Source organism: Sinorhizobium sp. FG01, from assembly GCF_002531875.1.
Lineage (GTDB): Bacteria > Pseudomonadota > Alphaproteobacteria > Rhizobiales > Rhizobiaceae > Sinorhizobium > Sinorhizobium fredii_C.
On the sequence record NZ_NWTB01000004.1, the window covers coordinates 402,296 to 421,125 of the forward strand.

Below are 18,830 nucleotides of genomic sequence, written 5' to 3' on the forward strand. Positions count from 1 at the left end.
GAAGGCTTCGATGTTCCTCAGTCAAATGAAACAGCCTCCCCGCCGATCGAGCGGGGAGGCATGGCAATGATTACTGAACGTTGGCGCCGACCACGCTGTCCCACTTGGTGGTGATCGCTTCCTTGCCCTTGGCCTGTTCCTCGAGCGTTGGGAATACGGCCTTTTCATAGGCAGCTGCCGGCGGCAGCTTGTCCAGCATTTCCTGCGGGATCTTGCCGTTCTTGGCGAGATCGTTGAAGCGGATCGGGTGGCAATAGCCCTTCAGCCAACCGAGCTGGCCTTCGTCCGAGTAGAGATATTCCATCCACAGCTTGGCGGCGTTCGGATGCGGGGCGAAGGCCGAGATCGCCTGCACATAGACGCCGGCGACGACGCCCGAGGCCGGAACGACGACTTCGACCGGCGGGTTGCCGTTCAGGCTGTCGCGCCAGGAGAGACCGTTATAGTCCCAGGCGATGATGATCGGGGTCGAGCCCTGTGCGAGCGAAGCGGACTTGCCGATGACCGGAACGAAATTGCCGGCCTTGTTGACTTCCGCGAAGAAGGCGAGGCCTGCTTCACCGGCCTTGGCCGCATCCTTTTCGCCAGCGGCGAGACCAGCGGCGTAGACGGCCTGCACGGCCTGGTTCGAGGCGCGCGGGTCGCCGGCGAGAGCGACCGCGTTCGCGTAGTCCGACTTTTTGAGGTCGGCCCAGTCCTTCGGCACTTCCTTGACGATATCGGTGTTCACGACGAAGGAGAGAACACCGTAATAGTCGCCGTACCAGAACCCTTCCGGATCCTTGGCGCTATCCGGGATCGTATCCCAGGTCGAGACCTTGTAGGGCTGGATCAGGCCTTCGGCCTTGGCAGAGGGGCCGAAGGACAGGCCGACGTCGATCACGTCGGGTGCCTGCGGGCCGGTATTGCCCTTGTTGGCCTTGATGGCTTCGATCTCGTCGCCGGAACCGGCGTCGGGGTTCAGCTCGTTGACCTCGATCCCGTACTTCGCCTTGAAACCGGCGATGAGATCGCCATAACCGCACCAGGTGTGCGGCAGCGCAATGGTGGTGAGCGTGCCTTCCTTCTTGGCGGCGGCGATGAGCTCTTCGCTCGGCTCGGCAGCGGCCACGGCCGTGGTTGCCAGCAGGATGGCGGTCGAGAGCGAGAGCAGGCGTTGAGTCTTTGAAATCACTGGCGTTCTCCTTATCGGTTTTCAGTCAATTTCGGCGATGCTGTTAAAGCGGCGCGATGAAACTTGTGTGACAGGCATTTTCCCGTTTGCGGCGAGAACGCCGCCCCGGGAGGTGGTGTTCCAAGCGGCGCACGGCGCGCCTTGCACCCCCATTTCTTCCTCCGGACATTCAGTCTTCGACCGGTACCTCCTAACCTGGCTTGCGAAAGATGCGGGTCGAATCGAAGAGCCCTTCGAGCGTCCTCATCCGGTCCCTGGTTTCGTCCCAATTCGAGCTCTGCACCGCTTCGATCAGCGCCTCGACGAGGAACAGCAGCATGACCGAACTATCCCAGGCCGAGGGGACTTCGATCTGAGCGCGGAAGACCTTGGAAGCCGACTTGGCGACGGGCGAACCCCATTGGTCGGTGAAAAGGATGATCTCGACGCCGCGGTTGCGGGCGGAGCGGGCGAGGGTCTCCATTTCCTGTTCATAGCGACGGATGTCGAACAGGATCAGAACGTCGCCCTGTTTCATATCGAGCACGTAGTGCGGCCACGAGCTCGGATTGGCGGCAATCTGGGTGACGCCCGTGCGGATGACCTGGAGATGGGTGAAGAGGTAATCGGCCGTCGAGCGGGTGATGCGGCCGCCGACAAGATAGAGGTTGCGCTTGCGGTCGGCGATGAGGGCGGCCGCCTGGTCGAATTCGGCCGGCTCCAGCTGGGACAGTGTCTGGCGCATATTGCCCATGATGGCATCGGCAAAGCGGTTGAGGATGTGGGTGCCCGGTGCGCTGGCCGCCCAGCGATCGTGCTTGGCTATCGGATTGGAGATCGTCGCCTCCAGCTCCTGGTGGAGCCTCGCCTGGAAATCGGGAAAGCCGCGAAAACCGAGCTTCTGCACCATGCGCGCCACGGTCGGCGTGGAAACGCCGGCGTTCTCGGCGACCGTCGTGATCGAGCCGAGGCCGGAAACCGGATAGTTGTCGAGAAGTGTCTCCGCCAAACGTTTCTCGGCGCGCGTCAGCACCGCGAAATGCGCGTTGATCACATCCGACACCGTCATGGATGCCGTGTTGCCGTTCAATGTCGTGCCCCTCAGCCGGTCTTTGCCAGCTTGAAGGAAATTAAACATCGCGGGCGTAACCGAAGTCAATGGGAAACTGAAAAGATCGTTTCAAATTTTGATTGACACCCGTCGATTCGTGAAGAATTCTTTTCAGCAACATCGTCTGACGAGGCAAAGGGGAGCCGGTTTTGACGGGGCTTTTGACCCAGGCAGAGGGCGGTCCGGTCGCCATCGAGAGTGCCGATGCGAAGGGAGATTTTCTCTTCGTCTGCGAACACGCGTCGAGCCGTCTGCCCGAGCGCCTCGGAACGCTCGGCCTTTCCGAGGAAGCGCTCGCCAGCCACATCGCCTGGGATCCGGGAGCGCTGGCGGTTTCCAAGCTCCTTGCGGGGAAGGTGGATGGTACGCTCATCTATCAGCGTTTTTCACGCCTCGTCTATGACTGCAACAGACCGCCGGAGTCCGACGCCGCAACGCCGGTCGTCAGCGAGGTCTACGAGGTTCCGGGAAACCGGGTGATGTCGGCGTCGGAGCGCCAGGCGCGCGTCGACGAGATCTATCAGCCGTTCCGCGACGCGGTGTCCGCGTTCATCGCCGGTCGCAAGGCGGCGGGGCGGCTTCCGATTCTCGTCACCATGCACAGCTTTACGCCGGTCTATTTCGGCAAACGCCGCAGCGTCGAGATCGGCATCCTGCACGATGCCGACGGCCGGCTCGCCGACCGCATGCTGGCGGTCGCGACGAGCGGGGAGGTTGCATACGACATCCGTCGCAACGAGCCCTACGGGCCGACTGACGGCGTAACCCATAGCTTGATAGAATACGGCGTCCGTTACGGGCTGCCGAACGTTATGATCGAGATCAGGAACGATCTCATTCGCACCGAAGCCGGCCAGAGGGTCATGGCCGACTATCTGGAAGGGCTGCTCGCAAAAAGCGTAGCCGCCCTTCCGAAACAATAAAAGACCCAGGGGAGCGGCAAAGCCGCGGTCCTGTTCCGGTGCCGGAACAGGTGGTGACGTGACCTTTCGCAATGGCGCGCCGGGTCAGGAGAAACAGGGGAAAGAGATGTCAGACTATACCGAAACCGATAAGAAGCAGGATATGCACATCCTGCATTCGATGGGCTATGCCCAGGAACTCGAGCGGCGAATGAGCCAGTTCTCGAATTTCGCCGTATCCTTCTCGATCATCTGCATTCTGTCGGGGGGCATCAATTCGCTGGCGCAGGCGACCGCAGGTGCGGGCGGAGCGGCGATCGGCATCGGCTGGCCGCTCGGATGCTTCATCTCTCTGGTCTTTGCCGTGGCTATGGCGCAGATCAGCTCGGCCTATCCAACCGCCGGCGGCCTCTATCATTGGGGATCGATCCTCGGGAACCGCTTCACCGGCTGGCTCACGGCCTGGTTCAACCTCCTCGGCCTGGTGACCGTTCTCGGGGCCATCAACGTCGGCACCTATTACTTCTTCATGGGCTCATTCGGGACACCCTATTTCGGCCTGGAAGATACGACGACGACCCGCATCGTGTTCCTGGCGATCATCACCGGCGGGCAGGCGCTGGTGAACCACATGGGAATCGGCCTAACCGCGAAGCTCACCGACTTTTCCGGCTATCTGATCTTCGCCACCGCGATCCTGCTGGCGATCGTCTGCCTCGCGGCGGCCGACAGCTATGAGATCGGCAGGCTGTTCACCTTCTCGAATTATTCCGGCGAGGCGGGCGGCAATGTCTGGCCTGAGACCTCCGGAACCTGGGTGTTCCTGCTCGGCCTGCTGCTGCCGATCTACACGATCACCGGCTATGACGCTTCGGCGCATACGTCGGAGGAGACCGTCAAGGCGGCGGAATCGGTGCCGCGCGGCATGGTCTCCTCCGTGCTTTGGTCGGCGCTCTTCGGCTATATCATGCTATGCGCCTTCGTGCTGATGATCCCGAACATGGACGAAGCCGCCAAGCAGGGCTGGAACGTGTTCTTCTGGGCAATGGACGCGCAGGTCCATCCGCTCATCAAGGACATTCTCTACCTTGCCATCTTCGTCAGCCAGTGGCTGTGCGGCCTGGCGACGGTGACCTCGGTTTCGCGCATGATCTTCGCCTTCTCGCGTGATGGCGGTCTACCTGCCTCAAAGGCACTCTCGAAGGTAAGCCCCACCTATCGCTCGCCGGTTGCTGCGATCTGGACGGGCTCGATCCTTTCGGTGCTGTTCGTCTGGGGTTCGTCGCTCGTCTCGATCGGCGAAACGCCGGTCTATACGATCGTCGTCTCCTGCACGGTCATCTTCCTGTTCTTCTCCTTCGCAATCCCGATCACGCTCGGCCTGTTCGCCTGGGGAACGTCGAAGTGGGACAAGATGGGGCCGTGGAATCTCGGCGAAGGGATATTCAAGCTGTTCGCCATCCTGTCGATCATCGCCATGGTCCTGATCTTCGTGCTCGGCATTCAGCCGCCAAACGACTGGGCGCTCTACATCACCGTCGGCTTCCTCGTCGTCACCGGCATCATCTGGTTCGGTTTCGAGAGCCGCCGCTTCCGCGGGCCGCCGATCGGTGACGAGGTCGCGCGCCGCCAGGCGGAGATCGCTGCCGCCGAGAAGGCCGTCGGCGAAGTCTGAGAAGATGGAAAGAGGGCGGAGATCGCGCTTGCGATCTCCGCTTCGTATTAGCGGCTATGGGAACGGCCGCGCCGAAACATGGGATTGTACTTTCATGAGCTACTCGTTCGAGGAACTGAAAGAGGATGTCGCCAACGGGCGTATCGACACGGTGCTCGCCTGCCAGGTGGACATGCAAGGCCGCCTAATGGGCAAGCGTTTTCACGCCCAATATTTCGTCGATAGTGCTTGGAAGGAAACGCATAGCTGCAACTACCTGCTGGCGACCGACATCGAAATGGAAACCGTGCCCGGCTACAAGGCGACGAGCTGGGAGAAGGGCTACGGCGACTACACGATGAAGCCGGATCTTGCGACGCTTCGGCGCATCCCCTGGCTGGAAGGCACGGCGCTGGTTCTCTGCGACGTGCTCGATCATCATACGCATGAGGAAGTGCCGCATTCGCCGCGTGCCATCCTCAAGAGGCAGATCGCACGGCTCGAGGCCATGGGCCTCAAGGCCTTCATGGCGAGCGAGCTCGAATTCTTCCTGTTCGATCAGTCCTACGAGGATGCGCGGCTTTCCGGATACCGCGACCTGCATCTCGCCAGCGGCTACAACGAGGACTACCACATCTTCCAGACGACCAAGGAAGAGGATGTGATGCGGGCGATCCGCAACGGCCTTCAGGGTGCGGACATTCCGGTCGAGAATTCCAAGGGCGAAGCATCCGCCGGCCAGGAGGAAATCAACGTGCGCTATGCCGATGCGCTGACCATGGCCGACCGGCACGCCATCATCAAGAATGGCTGCAAAGAAATTGCCTGGTCTCGGGGCAAGGCGATCACCTTCCTCGCCAAGTGGAACTATTCCGCCGCCGGCTCGTCGTCGCATGTCCACCAGTCTCTGTGGAGCGTCGACGGCAAGACGCCGCTGTTCTACGATAAGGAGGGGCAATACGGCATGTCCGAGCTGATGCGGCAGTACGTGGCCGGATTGCTCGCCCATGCGAGCGAGATCACTTATTTCCTGGCGCCCTACATCAATTCCTACAAGCGCTTCATGGCCGGCACCTTCGCGCCCACAAAGGCGATCTGGAGCAAGGACAACCGCACCGCCGGCTATCGCCTGTGCGGCGAAGATACCAAGGCGATCCGCATCGAATGCCGCGTCGGCGGCTCCGACCTCAACCCCTATCTCGCCTTCGCCGCCTTGGTCGCGGCCGGCATATCCGGCATCGAGAACAAGATGCAACTGGAGGCGCCCTTCGTCGGCGATGCCTATCAGGGCAAGGAGGTGCGCGAAATTCCGCATACGCTCAGGGCGGCAACCGAAGCGCTGACGGGTTCGAAAATGCTGCGGGAAGCGTTCGGCGAAGAGGTCATCGACCACTATGCCCGTGCGGCGCGGTGGGAGCAGGAGGAATATGACCGGCGGGTGACGGATTGGGAGGTCGCGCGCGGATTCGAGAGGGCGTAGGGAATCCCCTCCGTACGAGGGTCTACCCCCACAAGGGGGAGGGGCTTCGCGGCGGCACCGTGTTGCCCACCCCGGCGTTTTCGCGAGTTGCGACGCTTCAGGCCAGCGAGGCGAGGGTGCGGCAGTGTAGTCCCTCCCCCTTGTGGGGAGGGGTTGGGGAGGGGTCATTATTTTGAAAGCAGAAACAGGAAAACGATCATGACGATGATCAGATGCATTTCGCCGGTGAATGGCGAGGTCTTTGCCGAGCGGCCCGCACTGCCGCTGGAGCTCGCCAGACAGGCGGTGGCGCACGCGCGGCTCGCGCAGAAGAGCTGGGCGAAGCGGCCGCTCGACGAGCGCGTCAAATTGGTGCTCGCCGGTGTGGCCCGACTCAACGAGATGGTCGACGACGTGGTGCCCGAACTTGCCTGGCAGATGGGCCGTCCGGTCCGCTACGGCGGCGAGTTCAAGGGTTTCAACGAGCGCTCGAATTACGTGGCCTCCATCGCCGCAGATGCGCTGAGGCCGCTTGTCGTCGAGGAGAGCGACCGCTTCGAGCGGCGCATCGAGCGCGAGCCGCATGGCGTCGTCTTCGTTATCGCGCCCTGGAACTATCCCTACATGACGGCGATCAATACGGTGGCGCCGGCGCTGATGGCCGGCAACACGGTGATCCTCAAGCATGCCAGCCAGACGATCCTCGTCGGCGAGCGCATGGTGCGCGCCTTCGTCGAGGCGGGCGTGCCGGCGGATGTCTTCCAGAACCTTTTCCTCGACCACGACACGACCGCGGCGCTGATTGCCGCGAAAAGCTTCGATTTCATCAACTTCACCGGCTCGGTCGAAGGCGGGCGCTCGATCGAGCGCGCGGCGGCCGGCACCTTCACCGGGCTCGGCCTGGAGCTTGGCGGCAAGGATCCCGGCTACGTGATGAAGGACGCCGATCTCGATGCGGCTGTCGATACGCTGATGGACGGCGCCACCTACAATTCCGGCCAGTGCTGCTGCGGAATCGAGCGCATCTACGTGCATGAGTCGCTCTACGATGCCTTCGTCGAGAAGTCGGTTGCCTGGGTCTCCAACTACAAGCTCGGCAACCCGCTCGATCCGGAAACGACGCTCGGACCCATGGCCAACAAGCGCTTTGCCGCGACCGTTCGCAACCAGATCGCCGACGCCGTGTCGAAGGGCGCCAAGGCGCTGATCGATCCGAAGCTTTTTCCTGAGGACGACGGCGGCGCCTATCTCGCGCCGCAGATACTCGTCGATGTCGATCACTCGATGGAGTTCATGCGCGAGGAGACCTTCGGTCCAGCCGTCGGCATCATGAAGGTGAAGAACGATGCCGAGGCGATCGAACTGATGAACGACAGTCAGTATGGTCTCACCGTCTCGCTCTGGACCAGGGACGCCGAGCGCGCCGCCCGCATCGGCCGGGAGCTCGAAACCGGCACGGTCTTCATGAACCGCGCCGACTATCTCGATCCGGCACTCTGCTGGACCGGGGTCAAGGAGACGGGCCGCGGCGGCTCGCTTTCGGTCCTCGGCTTCCACAATCTCACCCGTCCGAAATCCTTTCATCTGAAGAAAGTCACAGCATGACGATCACCGCCAACTGGAGCTATCCGACCGCCGTCAAGTTCGGCGCCGGCCGGATCAAGGAGCTTGCCGACCATTGCAAGGCCGTCGGCATGAAGAGGCCGCTGCTGATCACCGACCGCGGTCTGGCGCGGATGGCGATCACGCAGGGTGCGCTGGATATCCTGGAAGCCGGCGGTCTCGGGCGTGCCATCTTCGCCGATGTCGACCCGAATCCGAACGACGTCAATCTCGAGGCGGGGATCAGGGCCTTCAAGGATGGCGGCCATGACGGTGTCGTTGCCTTCGGCGGCGGCTCGGGCCTCGACCTCGGCAAATGCGTCGCCTTCATGGTCGGTCAGACGCGGCCGGTCTGGGACTTCGAGGACGTCGGCGACTGGTGGACGCGCGCCAGCGTCGAAGGCATTGCGCCGATCATCGCCGTGCCTACAACGGCGGGAACCGGCTCGGAAGTCGGGCGCGCCAGCGTCATCACCAATTCGGCGAGCCATGTGAAGAAGGTGATCTTCCACCCGAAGTTCCTGCCGGCCGTGACGATCTGCGACCCGGAACTGACGGTCGGCATGCCGAAGGTGATCACGGCAGGCACCGGCATGGACGCCTTTGCCCATTGCCTGGAGGCCTATTCATCGCCCTTCTATCATCCGATGTCTGCCGGCATCGCGCTCGAAGGCATGCGGCTCGTCAAGGAATACCTGCCGCGCGCCTACAAGGACGGCACGGATATCGAGGCGCGCGCCAACATGATGAGCGCGGCGGCAATGGGCGCAGTCGCCTTCCAGAAGGGGCTTGGTGCGATCCACTCGCTCTCGCACCCGGTCGGCGCCATCTACAACACCCATCATGGGATGACCAATGCGGTGGTGATGCCGCCGGTGCTGCGCTTCAATCGGCCGGCAATCGAGGAGAAGATCGCGCGGGCTGCGGCCTATCTCGGCATCGCCGGCGGGTTTGACGGCTTCTATGACTATGTGCTGCAACTGCGCGAAGAACTCGGCGTGCCGGACAAGCTCTTCGCGCTCGGCGTCGGCACTGACCGAATAGGCGAGATGGCGGAAATGGCGATCGTAGACCCGACCGCCAGCGGCAATCCGGTGAAACTGACGCTCGACGCCGCGAAGAAGCTCTTTGCCGAGTGCATCTGAGCCATCGCGTTAATTTTGCCAAGGCCCAGGGAAGCGTTGATTTCCCGGGCTTTTTTGTTGGGAAGCCGCAAGCCGTCGGCTGCGCCGGTTAATCTTTGCCAGCCAAAGTTTCCATTTTGTTAACCATCTTCTGAAAGGTTCTGTTAACCGAACCTGCACCCGAGCCCAGCGACGGGGGCACTGAGAGAATGAGGTGACAAGATGGCGGTCATTACTTTGGCCAACGCAAAGGGCGGCGCCGGCAAGACGACGGCTGCCCTGATCCTGGCGACGGAACTGGCCCGGCAGGGCAACCGCGTGGTGATCCTGGATGCGGATCCGCAGCGATGGATCACCAGCTGGTCGGAAGCCTCCGGTCACATCGCCAATCTCGAGGTGATCTCGCACATTACGCCCGCCTCGTTGTCCTGCCATATCCGCGAACTGAAAGACGAGGCCGATTACATCGTGGTCGATCTCGCCGGTGCCAGGGACGCGATCGTCGCGCTGGCACTCGGGCTTTCAGATCAGGTGCTGATCCCGGTGCAGGGCTGTGCCATGGACGCGCGCGGCGCAGTCCAGATCCTGGAGCTCATTCGCCAGATCGAACAGAAGGCCAGGGTGTGCATCAACCACTCGGTGGTCCTGACGCGCGTCAATTCCCTGGTGACGACGCGGGCGCTGCAGGCGATCAAGGCGATGCTCGCCTCGCGCGGCGTTTCTGTCCTCGACACGCCGATTATCGAACGCGCCGCCTATCGGGAGATCTTCGAACTGGGCGGCACCTTGGAGACCATGGACCCAAACCGCGTCAGCAATCTCGACAAAGCGCGCGAAAACGCGTTCGCGCTCGCCAGCGAGGTGCAAAGCCTGCTGCCGGTAACGCCACGCCGTGCCCTTATGTCTCGCTTGCGCTCGGCCCTGCCTCGCGCGGCCTGAAGCGGGCGGCCCCTATTGCCTCCCAAGGCCGGCCGGAACTGGCCTACAGCGCCGCGCGTCTTATCAGACGCGCAAAGGTCGTTGTAGCACTTAGAATTGCTGCATGTCTTTGTCCTTGAATCGAGGTCGATTCAAGGAGAGATGCAGTAGGCCGTTCCGGTCGAAATCTTCCGTCAGAACCGCCTGTCGATGAAATGCTTGGCCTGGGCGCCGGCATGATAGAAGGCGGATTTGAGGTTCCGCCAGGGATCCGGCGTGATCGGGGTCTCGGCGAGCGGGATCGCCGAGACGTCGCCCGTGACATGCCGGGCAAGGGCGCGGCCGAAGACCGTGCCGGGGGCGATGCCGCGGCCGTTGTAACCGCTGACGGAAACGACATTCGGCGCCAACGCGTGCATGACCGGCAGGTGATTGGTCGTCATGCCGATCCGGCCGTCCCACCAATATTCGAAGCGGAAATCGCCGATATAGGGGAAGAGCTTGCGCACCGAGCGCGCCGCGAAGGCGCGATGCGTCCCCGCGGCCATGGCGTCGAGGCGGCCGATCGAGCCGAAGATCAGCCGGTTCTGCCGATCCATGCGGAACGACGTCATGACGAGGCCCGTGTCCCAGGCGCCCTGGCGCTCGGGGAGGATGCGGCCCGCGACATCGTCAGGCAGCGGATTGGTCGCGAATTGAAAATAGGGAAGGACCGTGAGTTCCTGCGTCTGTGTCCTCCATGGCGCGCCGTTCACGAGCGCGCCATAGGCCTCGGTGGCGACGATGACATGCCGGGCCGTCAGCGTGCCGCGGCCGGCCGAAAGCTTCCAGGCGTCGCCGCTGCGCTCGGCGGCAACCAGCGGCGTTTCCGTGAAGATCTGGGCACCTGCCTTCAGCGCCGCCCGAGCCAGGCCGCGCGCATAGGCGAGAGGCTGGATCGTGCCGGCCCGCCGGTCGAGCAATGCGCCAGTAAATCCTTCGGCGCCTGAAAGCATCTTGGCCTTTTCCGCCGAAAGCGCTTCGACCGGGGCGCCCAGCTTCTGCCATTGCGCCTCGCGCGCGGTGATCTCCTTGAGCCCCTCGGGTCCGACCGCCATGTGCAGCGTTCCGTTGCGGACCGCTTCGCAAGCGATGCCATGACGCTCGACGAGGTCATAGACAAGCGAGGGGCCGTTCCCGAGCTCGCTCAACAGGCGGCCGCCGGCCTCCGCGCCGAGCGTGGCAATGAGGTCGTCCGGCTTCACCCACATGCCGGCATTGACCAGGCCTACATTGCGGCCGGAACCGCCGAAGCCGATCATGCGCGCCTCGATCACAACGGCCTTGACGCCCATTTCGGCGAGGTGAAGGGCGGCCGAGAGCCCGGTAAAGCCTCCGCCGATAATGGCCACATCTGCAGCCATGTCACCGCTGAGGCGGCCTGTGTCGGGTGCGGCTGGAGCCGTTGCATGCCAGAGGTTGGGAAGAGGGCGCTCCGTCGCCATTGCGGGCCATTCCTTTGCGGTAATCGAGGGATTCCTTTGCCTTTGATAGAACCAACGGGGCAAAGTTCTTCATGACAATGTTTCATTAAGTCATGAAGACCAACAATGCCGGGCAAAGTGAAAGAGGCGGGCGACCCCTCGCGCGGCTCCGCCTCACCTGTGGTGGGGGCGAACTCTTAATAAGGAGTCAAAACATCTGCTGAGTCGGCTGAAATCGGCGCCCCCGGCTCGTCGACGAATTCCACAGTCACACCAGGGCTCACCATCTTTCCAAGTTCGGTCGCGTCCCAGTTGGTCAGGCGGATACAGCCGTGGCTCTGGGTCTTGCCGATCTTCGAAGGATCGGGCGTGCCGTGAATGCCGTAGGTCGGCCTCGAAAGCGCTATCCAGACGGTGCCCACCGGGCCGTTCGGTCCCGGCTGCAGCGTCAGGATCTTGTTGTTGGCGCCCTGCTGGAAGTTGATCTTCGGATTGTAAGTGTAACCCGGATTGAAGGCGATCCGCTCGACCGAGACCGTGCCCGACGGTGAAGGCGTATCAGCCGAACCGATGGTGGCGGGGTAGGCGGCGATGAGCTTGCCGGCATCGTCATAGGCGAAGACCTGCTTGCGCCCCTTGTCGGCGATGATCCGTGCCACCTTTCCGGACTTGTTCGCTCCGGGATTGATGACCTTGATCGTCGTGCCAGGGATGGAGAAGTCGACGCCCGGGTTGAGTTCGCGCAGGTAGTTCTCGTCCATATGGAATTTCTCGCCCAGCATCTCGGCCGTGGAGGTGAAGGAGAGATGCGGGAGCTGCGCCTTGTGGGCATAGTCTTCCGGGATCGCGGCGACATAGGGCCCGGCTGCGTCGGCAGCGGTGATCGTGTAAGTGGTGATAGGCAGGCCGCCATTGAAGCGCAGCCGCTCGAGAATGTCCTCGGTATTGTTCGGGTCGAGCTTTTCGCCGGTCGCCTGCTGAAAGGCCTCTATCGCCTTGGTGACGTTGGAGCCCATCTTGCCGTCGATGACGCCCGGCGAGAAGCCTTCGCGGTCGAGGAAGACCTGGAGGGCGGTGATTTCGGCCCGCGATTTGCCCTTCATCTCGATCGCCGGCGGCATCGGCTGGCCGAGTGGATCCTGATACTGCGGATCGTAGGCGGCCTGTTCTTCGCCAAGGCTCGGAAGGCTGTTCGGCAGTTCCTCGCGTTCGACCGGGGCGGGCGTCGCGTCGCGATAGTTGGGAACGGTGCCGGTGTATTCACCGGGCTCTGAATAGCCATAGCCGCGCTCCCGCTCGTTGGAATACCCGTCATCGCCGTATTGTCGGCGGCGCACGCCGTAGCCGTCATTCGGGACGACGGTGGCGACGATATTTCCCCAGGGATCCACGAGCACCGTACGGCCGCGGCGGTCGCGCATCGCCTGGACCTCGTCCGGTCCGGGCATGTAGTCGAGAATATCGCCCTCGGGAGTGACCAGCATCACATCGCCGCCGCCCCAATAGCCGCCATAGCCATCCTGGGCGCGGGCGGGCACGAGCTCCACTGCGAGAAGGCCGAGTGCGGCGAGAAGCGAAAGGCCGGTGCGGGTCGCTGACAAGTTGGAACCTATTTTCATGGTGGCTGCTTTGCGGCGGTACATACCGATTCCGACGTTAATGTGAAAAAAATGAATTCATCATGAACGATCCCTTAAAATCTAGTTAGGCGAGCTTCCGAGCGGTTGCAACACGGGAACTCTGTCACAGGACGGGAATGCCCTCCAATCGCGTTGAATTTATAACGTTTTTCCTCGCGGAAGGTTCAATCCAAAAGACCGGCCACTTCAGTGGGGCGACTGCGCTATCATACCCTCACGATTCGTGATTCTGAGTGCGGCCGGGAGGCGAGAATGGGGACCATCTTGAGCGCCGACAATGGCCTGGAGAGCCATCTCCTGTTCGACCGTTCCTCGGCGCTCGATATCGCCGCTTTCGTCACAGAGGGCACAGATCTGTCGCCGGGAGAGGCGATCCCCTCCGACGGCGACCCGCGGATCGACCGGGCTCTGGCCGGCTTCCTGTTCACCTGCGGTCCCGACCATATCCGCCATCCGGAGCCGATCGCGGGAGGTGACGATCAGGTATGCTACCCACTGCACGGGTCGCTTGCCGGTACGCCGGTCAGCCGGACGGAGATGTCCGCCGATGGTTCGCGCTGCTCGGCGGTTACGGAAGTCGATCTTGCCTGCGGCGGCAGAGCGGCGGTCGAGCGCGTTTGGCAGGTCCACGGGAATGGGCATGGGGTGGTGCTCAAGGACCGTGTCGTCAATATCGGCGCCTCCGCCTTCGCGCCGATGATGATGTACCACATGAATATCGGCGGCCGGCTGCTTGGTGATGAAACGCGGATCGACAGTGCCTCGGTGGAGGGCGGGTCAATTGCCTGGCGGTTCGGGGAAGGCGAGAGCGCGCATTTCTGCCGGACCGCAGTCGCCGGCGAAGACCGCTGGGCGGAGGTTACGCTGTCCGCTCTGCCCGGGCTTCAAGGGCGCGCCTTAAATGTGCAATTCCTGGCCGACACGCTGCCTTTCCTGCAGATGTGGCGCTGCCAACGCGGCGGTGCGAATGTCCTCAGCATCGAGCCCGCGTCGCACCGAATTGCCAAGCGGGTGGAACTCTCGGCCGCCGGCGAGCTTGATCTGCTTAAGCCCGGACAGTCACGCGACTACGCGCTTACCTTCGGCGTCGTCTGAGATCGCTTCGCGATTGACGCCGCCGGGCCTGCGGCCTACACCAAGGCAACGCAGTCTTGAGGAAGCGACATCATGGACATTCGCCAGATCAACGATGAATACTCGGTCTCCGGTCAGATCACGGTCGAGGACCTCGACGAGATCAAGGCGCTCGGTTTCAAGTCCATCGTCTGCCACCGTCCGGATTTCGAGGCTCCCGACCAGCCGACCTTCGACGCGATTGCCGCGCGTGCCCAGGAACTCGGGCTGGACATCGCCCATATCCCGGTCGGCCCGATGGGCGTGACCGCCGATGCGGTGACCCGCATGGTCGACGCGCTCGACGAATTCGAGCGCCCGATGCTTGGCTATTGCCGCTCCGGCGCCCGCTCGACGGCCGTCTACCAGCAGACGCAACATATTCGCAGCTAGACCCGCGATCGTGCGTTCGGCGGCAAAGGTCGGACGGGCGAACGACCGCTTTTCACTGTTTCCAGCCGGTATTCGGTGCTATATTGGATTTGTTCGATCGAGGGTGCCGGCGCCCTTTGAAGATCGTTCGCTTGGAGCGCGCTTGGCCCAAACAAGCGCGCTTTCGCGTTTCTGACGCCGTTCCTGCTGGCCGCGAAATTGTTAGACATCGCCGTCTCGTCGGGCGCGCGAGGGTCTCGGCGGACAGCTTTAAAGAGGCGACCGGCCATGGATCCGTTCAATAGTTTCAGAGACTATCCGATTCTTCCCGGCCACGTGGCGATCCTCGAAGGCGTTTGGCACCGCGCGCTGGAAGAGCGAAACCTGTCGATCGGCAGCGAGGAGGCCGACCAACTCGCCAGGAAGATTGCCAAGCTTTATCAGGCCGGCGTGAAAGTGCCGGACCAGCTTTGGGAAATGATTCGGACGGTTTGAAAGCGCAAGGACTTGCCGACGCCCGCTCCCGGCCGGGCTCTCATTCAGGCGCCGTCTTTTCCCTCAGCCCTTGCGTATTTCGCTCAGCGTCCGTGCCGGCGTGATCGCCTCCGGGTCGAGCTTGATCTCGATGATCGCCGGCTTGCGGCTGGCACGCGCTCTGAGAAATGCATTGGCAAACTCTTCCGTCCGCTCGACCGTCTCGCCATGGCCGCCATAGGCGCGGGCAAGCGCCGCAAAATCCGGATTTGTCAAATCCGTGGCGCTGACGCGGCCGGGATATTCCCGCTCCTGATGCATGCGGATGGTGCCGTAGATGCCGTTGTTGATGACCAGCACGATAATCGGCAGGGCGTAACGAACCGCCGTGGCGAATTCCTGCCCATGCATCAGGAAACAGCCGTCGCCGGCAAAGCAGATGACCTCACGGTTTGGGTGAAGGCGTTTCGCCGCGACCGCCGCCGGCAGGCCGTAGCCCATCGAGCCTGAGGCGGGCGCGGCTTGCGTGCCGTAGCGGCGGAAGCGGTGAAAGCGGTGCAGCCAGGTGGCGTAGTTGCCGGCGCCGTTGGTGAAGATTGCGTCCGGCGCCGTGTTCGCCTCGATCCAGTTCATGATCGGTCCCATCCGCACGTCGTCCGGCCCGGTCTCCGGCGGCGTCGACCATCTGAGATAAGTCTCGTGCATGGCGGCCGTGCGCGGCGCCCAGCCAGGCGTTCCGGTGGGCTCAATCCCCGCTAGCGCGGCTACAAAGTCGCGCGGGCTCGCGGCGATCGCCAGATCCGGCCTATAGACGCGGCCGAGTTCCGACGGATCCGGATGGACATGCACCAGTCTCTGCTTCGGATAGGGGACATCGAGGAGGGTATAAGAGGAGGAGGGCATTTCCGAGAAGCGACCGCCCAGAAGCAGGACGAGATCCGCTTCCTTGATTTCCTTTGCCAACGCCGGGTTGACGCCGATGCCGACGTCGCCGGCATAGCTGGGATGCAGGTGATCGAAGAGCATTTGGCGCCGGAAGGAGCAGCCGACCGGCAGATGCCAGCGTTCGGCGAATTGCTCAAAATCGGCAACGCTTTCCGCGGACCAGCGGGTGCCGCCGAGAATGGCAATTGGGCGCTTCGCTTCCGTGAGGAGATCGGCGAGCCGAGCGATCTGGCTCGGTCCCGGATGGCTTTCGACCGGCTGGTAAGGGCGGGCGGCCGGAGCTTCCGTTCGCTCCGTCAGCATGTCTTCCGGCAGTGTCAGAACCACCGGTCCGGGACGGCCGGAGGTCGCGACGGCAAAGGCGCGGGTGACGAATTCAGCAATCCGCGCCGGATCGTCGATCTCGCCCACCCATTTGGCGACCTCGGTGAGGGCGCGGCGGTATTCGATCTCCTGGAAGGCCTCGCGTTCGCGGGCGTCACGCTGCACCTGGCCGATGAAGAGGATCATCGGGATCGAATCCTGGCGGGCGACGTGAAGCCCGGCGGAGGCATTGGTGGCGCCGGGGCCGCGCGTGACCATGCAGATGCCGGGCTCGCCGGTCAGCCGCCCCCAGGCATCCGCCATCATCGCCGCACCGCCTTCCTGGCGGCAGACGACGACGTCGATGTCGGTGTCGTGGAGCGCATCCAAAACGGCCAGGTAGCTTTCGCCCGGCACGCAGGAGATGCGCTCGACGCCGTTTGCGATGAGCGCCTCGACCACCAGTTGCCCGCCCGTCTTCATGTCAGCACCTCCCAATGCTATCGTCCGTTTCGATCAGATCGCCGGCTTGCGGGATCTGTCATGTTGTTTCGTCTATGCGGTTCCTCACCCCGACGGCTTTCAGGCACCAGCGGGCGAAATCTTCCGTCGCGGTTTCGCGGCCGATTTCGTTGAGCGTCTCGTGGCGCATTCCCTCATATATCGTGATCGTCACGTCGGCCATGCCGCGCGCCTTCATGCGTCGGCCGAGCCAGTCGACGACGTCGCCGTTCAAGGTTGAGGGGTCGGCGCTGCCGCCGACCAGCTGGACCGGCAGCGTCGCCGGCAAGCGGGCGAGCCGGTCGGACCGCGCACCGGCAAAGGCAAGTTCGAAGACGTCGATCCAGAGTGAGACGCTGGTCTCGAAGCCGCAGAGCGGATCGGCGATATACTTTGCAACTTCGTCCTCGTCGCGCGACAGCCAGTCGAATTCGGTCTTCCGAGCGGCAATGGCTTTGCTCCAGGCGCCGAAGGTGAGTTGCGAAAGCAGCGGGCTCGGGACGTCCGAGCCCTTCAGCATTCGTTCGATCGCGAGGATCAGTTGGCCGCCGCGGCCGGCGGGACCGGGGCGAAAATTGGAGTTCCAGACGGCGAGCGCGTCATAAAGTTCCGGATCGGTCTCGGCAGCGTTCAGGGCGATCAGCCCACCCATCGAGTGGCCGAACAGCACGACCGGCAGCCCGGGATGGTTGGCGGCGGCCATCTGCCGCACGGCGCGCAGATCGGCAATCACCTTTTCGGAGCCACCGCGCTTAGAGAAGAGACCGAGCTGCGCATCGGCCGCGCGGCTCTCGCCGTGGCCGCGATGATCGTGTGCGTAGACATGGAAGCCATGCTGGGCCATGGCTTCGGCAAAGCGGGCGTAGCGGCCGGAATGTTCGGCAAGCCCATGGCTGACCAGCAATATGCCTCGCGGCGCATCGGAAGCCGTCCGATGGCGCCATGCGAGCGTCGCACCCGTCGGGCTTTGAAGTGTCCTTACCTGCCCGAACATGCCTCACTCCCAATCAAATGCAATAGCCGCAGAGCAGCTATTGCGATGGAGGCTGATCCACCATCCGCCCAACACTCCACGCGATATCAAATCGATTTGGCGGTCAAAGGCAATCGCTGCTTGTTGCTTCTTGCGCATGAGATCAGAACCGATTCGAAGAGACATATTGGGGGTTGCAACTTTCCCGCTTTTGTTGTTAGTTTGTTCTTGTTTTGTTTTTACTGGAGGCCGTTATGGCAGTGCGAGCTATCGTACAGGTGGTAAGAGTTGCAGCGCTTGCTCTTGGGTTGGGGATGTCGTCTCTGGCCGCCGCAGAGGAATCGCCGGGTGAAGAGATGAAGACGGTACCGGATGGGGCAAGGACGGAATATGTGCTGGCGGTCAGTTGGCAGCCCGGTTTTTGCGAGACGCGGCCGACGCGCAAGGAATGCGTCGACCAGACCTCGGACCGGTTCGATGCGACGCATTTCTCGCTCCACGGCCTTTGGCCCTTGAAGAAGAGCTATTGCGGCGTGGAGACGGAACTGAAGGCGCAAGACCGCAAGGGGGAGTGGCTCGAGCTGCCGAAACTCGCCATGGCAGACGAGACCGCCGCGCGTCTCATCGTCGCCATGCCGGGGGTGAAATCCGGTCTCGACCGGCACCAATGGCTGCGAAGCGGCACCTGCCAGGCCGACAACGCCGACGACTATTTCACGCTCCAGCTTCGTCTTCTCGACGAGCTGAACGCATCGGCGGTGCGTGCCCTGTTTGCCGACAGGATCGGTTCGGAGATTGGCGAAAAGCAGATCAAGGCGGCCTTCGAACAGAGTTTCGGAGCAGGGGCCGGTGATCGGGTGCGCATGCGCTGCCAGACCGTCGAGGGCCGCAGCGTAATCACCGGTCTCACCATTGGGCTTTCCGGCGATCTCTCGGGCCAAGCGGGTCTCGCGGGCCTCATAAAGGCGGCCGGGCCGACCGAGTTCAAATGCGCCAAGGGGATCGCCGACGCCGCCGGGCGGGGCTGAACTGGAAGGCTTATCGCAGCAAGGGAACGGCGCGGGCAGGGCCCTTTGGCGATTGCCCCGCCACCATAATTCGCCTACATAGCGGGCAAATTTCC

General features: G+C 62.8%; 16 protein-coding genes. 10 read left to right on the plus strand and 6 right to left on the minus strand.

Annotation, left to right across the window (positions count from 1 at the left end):
• Positions 1-70: 70 nt before the first annotated feature.
• Both CO656_RS07385 and CO656_RS07390 read right to left on the minus strand, forming a co-directional pair.
• Positions 71-1,174 carry an ABC transporter substrate-binding protein gene (locus CO656_RS07385; protein ID WP_037415326.1) on the minus strand — a complete coding sequence of 368 codons (1,104 nt, stop codon included), beginning with the start codon at positions 1,172-1,174 and terminating at the stop codon, positions 71-73.
• 190 nt (positions 1,175-1,364) lie between these two features.
• Complete coding sequence (locus tag CO656_RS07390; RefSeq protein ID WP_097525308.1) at positions 1,365-2,243, minus strand: MurR/RpiR family transcriptional regulator; 879 nt, start codon at positions 2,241-2,243, stop codon at positions 1,365-1,367.
• A gap of 170 nt (positions 2,244-2,413) precedes the next feature.
• Between CO656_RS07390 and CO656_RS07395 the strand changes: the two genes are divergently transcribed.
• The 6 genes from CO656_RS07395 to CO656_RS07420 all read left to right on the plus strand — a co-directional run bounded on the left by CO656_RS07395 (position 2,414) and on the right by CO656_RS07420 (position 9,944).
• Positions 2,414-3,187 (plus strand): N-formylglutamate amidohydrolase, encoded by a 774-nt coding sequence (locus CO656_RS07395; RefSeq protein ID WP_037415330.1) that lies wholly within the window; start codon positions 2,414-2,416, stop codon positions 3,185-3,187.
• A gap of 106 nt (positions 3,188-3,293) precedes the next feature.
• Positions 3,294-4,841 (plus strand): amino acid permease, encoded by a 1,548-nt coding sequence (locus CO656_RS07400; protein ID WP_037415333.1) that lies wholly within the window; start codon positions 3,294-3,296, stop codon positions 4,839-4,841.
• Positions 4,842-4,935: 94 nt separating this feature from the next.
• Entirely contained in the window at positions 4,936-6,300 is a 1,365-nt protein-coding gene (locus tag CO656_RS07405) for a glutamine synthetase family protein (RefSeq protein ID WP_037415336.1), read from the plus strand.
• A 198-nt stretch (positions 6,301-6,498) separates the two neighbouring features.
• Positions 6,499-7,884: an aldehyde dehydrogenase family protein gene (locus CO656_RS07410; RefSeq protein ID WP_097525309.1), complete on the plus strand. Its 1,386-nt coding sequence runs from the start codon at positions 6,499-6,501 to the stop codon at positions 7,882-7,884.
• Positions 7,881-9,026: an iron-containing alcohol dehydrogenase gene (locus tag CO656_RS07415; RefSeq protein ID WP_097525310.1), complete on the plus strand. Its 1,146-nt coding sequence runs from the start codon at positions 7,881-7,883 to the stop codon at positions 9,024-9,026. Before CO656_RS07410 ends, CO656_RS07415 begins: the two co-directional genes overlap by 4 nt.
• A gap of 201 nt (positions 9,027-9,227) precedes the next feature.
• Positions 9,228-9,944 (plus strand): ParA family protein, encoded by a 717-nt coding sequence (locus CO656_RS07420; protein ID WP_097525311.1) that lies wholly within the window; start codon positions 9,228-9,230, stop codon positions 9,942-9,944.
• A gap of 173 nt (positions 9,945-10,117) precedes the next feature.
• On the opposite strand, the gene CO656_RS07425 is transcribed toward CO656_RS07420, so the two are convergent.
• Positions 10,118-11,407, minus strand: coding sequence for an FAD-binding oxidoreductase (locus CO656_RS07425; RefSeq protein WP_097525312.1), 1,290 nt, complete (start codon positions 11,405-11,407; stop codon positions 10,118-10,120).
• 176 nt (positions 11,408-11,583) lie between these two features.
• Positions 11,584-13,029 (minus strand): L,D-transpeptidase family protein, encoded by a 1,446-nt coding sequence (locus CO656_RS07430; protein WP_097525313.1) that lies wholly within the window; start codon positions 13,027-13,029, stop codon positions 11,584-11,586.
• 249 nt (positions 13,030-13,278) lie between these two features.
• Here CO656_RS07430 and CO656_RS07435 point away from each other — a divergent pair, with 249 nt between their 5' ends.
• The 3 genes from CO656_RS07435 to CO656_RS07445 all read left to right on the plus strand — a co-directional run bounded on the left by CO656_RS07435 (position 13,279) and on the right by CO656_RS07445 (position 15,006).
• Positions 13,279-14,121 (plus strand): DUF4432 family protein, encoded by an 843-nt coding sequence (locus tag CO656_RS07435; RefSeq protein WP_097525314.1) that lies wholly within the window; start codon positions 13,279-13,281, stop codon positions 14,119-14,121.
• A 72-nt stretch (positions 14,122-14,193) separates the two neighbouring features.
• A complete protein-coding gene (locus CO656_RS07440; protein WP_037415359.1) occupies positions 14,194-14,532 on the plus strand; it encodes a TIGR01244 family sulfur transferase in 339 nt (112 codons plus the stop codon).
• Between the two features lie 267 nt (positions 14,533-14,799).
• The gene (locus CO656_RS07445; RefSeq protein WP_097525315.1) at positions 14,800-15,006 is read left to right on the plus strand and encodes a hypothetical protein; all 207 of its coding nucleotides are present in this window, start codon (positions 14,800-14,802) and stop codon (positions 15,004-15,006) included.
• 63 nt (positions 15,007-15,069) lie between these two features.
• Here CO656_RS07445 and CO656_RS07450 read toward each other — a convergent pair whose 3' ends face one another.
• Both CO656_RS07450 and CO656_RS07455 read right to left on the minus strand, forming a co-directional pair.
• A complete protein-coding gene (locus CO656_RS07450; protein WP_097525316.1) occupies positions 15,070-16,716 on the minus strand; it encodes a thiamine pyrophosphate-binding protein in 1,647 nt (548 codons plus the stop codon).
• A gap of 58 nt (positions 16,717-16,774) precedes the next feature.
• A complete protein-coding gene (locus CO656_RS07455; protein ID WP_037415370.1) occupies positions 16,775-17,728 on the minus strand; it encodes an alpha/beta hydrolase in 954 nt (317 codons plus the stop codon).
• Positions 17,729-17,961: 233 nt separating this feature from the next.
• On the opposite strand from CO656_RS07455, the gene CO656_RS07460 reads away from it, so the two are divergent.
• Positions 17,962-18,735 (plus strand): ribonuclease, encoded by a 774-nt coding sequence (locus CO656_RS07460; RefSeq protein ID WP_037415372.1) that lies wholly within the window; start codon positions 17,962-17,964, stop codon positions 18,733-18,735.
• Positions 18,736-18,830 lie beyond the last annotated feature (95 nt).

Bases quoted from the DNA above. Each gene is read 5' to 3' on its own strand.
- CO656_RS07400 (WP_037415333.1), top strand. From the start codon at position 3,294: ATGTCAGACTATACCGAAACCGATAAGAAGCAGGATATGCACATCCTG.
- CO656_RS07405 (WP_037415336.1), top strand. From the start codon at position 4,936: ATGAGCTACTCGTTCGAGGAACTGAAAGAGGATGTCGCCAACGGGCGT.
- CO656_RS07410 (WP_097525309.1), top strand. From the start codon at position 6,499: ATGACGATGATCAGATGCATTTCGCCGGTGAATGGCGAGGTCTTTGCC.
- CO656_RS07415 (WP_097525310.1), top strand. From the start codon at position 7,881: ATGACGATCACCGCCAACTGGAGCTATCCGACCGCCGTCAAGTTCGGC.
- CO656_RS07420 (WP_097525311.1), top strand. From the start codon at position 9,228: ATGGCGGTCATTACTTTGGCCAACGCAAAGGGCGGCGCCGGCAAGACG.
- CO656_RS07425 (WP_097525312.1), bottom strand. From the start codon at position 11,407: ATGGCGACGGAGCGCCCTCTTCCCAACCTCTGGCATGCAACGGCTCCA.
- CO656_RS07430 (WP_097525313.1), bottom strand. From the start codon at position 13,029: ATGTACCGCCGCAAAGCAGCCACCATGAAAATAGGTTCCAACTTGTCA.
- CO656_RS07435 (WP_097525314.1), top strand. From the start codon at position 13,279: ATGGGGACCATCTTGAGCGCCGACAATGGCCTGGAGAGCCATCTCCTG.
- CO656_RS07440 (WP_037415359.1), top strand. From the start codon at position 14,194: ATGGACATTCGCCAGATCAACGATGAATACTCGGTCTCCGGTCAGATC.
- CO656_RS07445 (WP_097525315.1), top strand. From the start codon at position 14,800: ATGGATCCGTTCAATAGTTTCAGAGACTATCCGATTCTTCCCGGCCAC.
- CO656_RS07450 (WP_097525316.1), bottom strand. From the start codon at position 16,716: ATGAAGACGGGCGGGCAACTGGTGGTCGAGGCGCTCATCGCAAACGGC.
- CO656_RS07455 (WP_037415370.1), bottom strand. From the start codon at position 17,728: ATGTTCGGGCAGGTAAGGACACTTCAAAGCCCGACGGGTGCGACGCTC.
- CO656_RS07460 (WP_037415372.1), top strand. From the start codon at position 17,962: ATGGCAGTGCGAGCTATCGTACAGGTGGTAAGAGTTGCAGCGCTTGCT.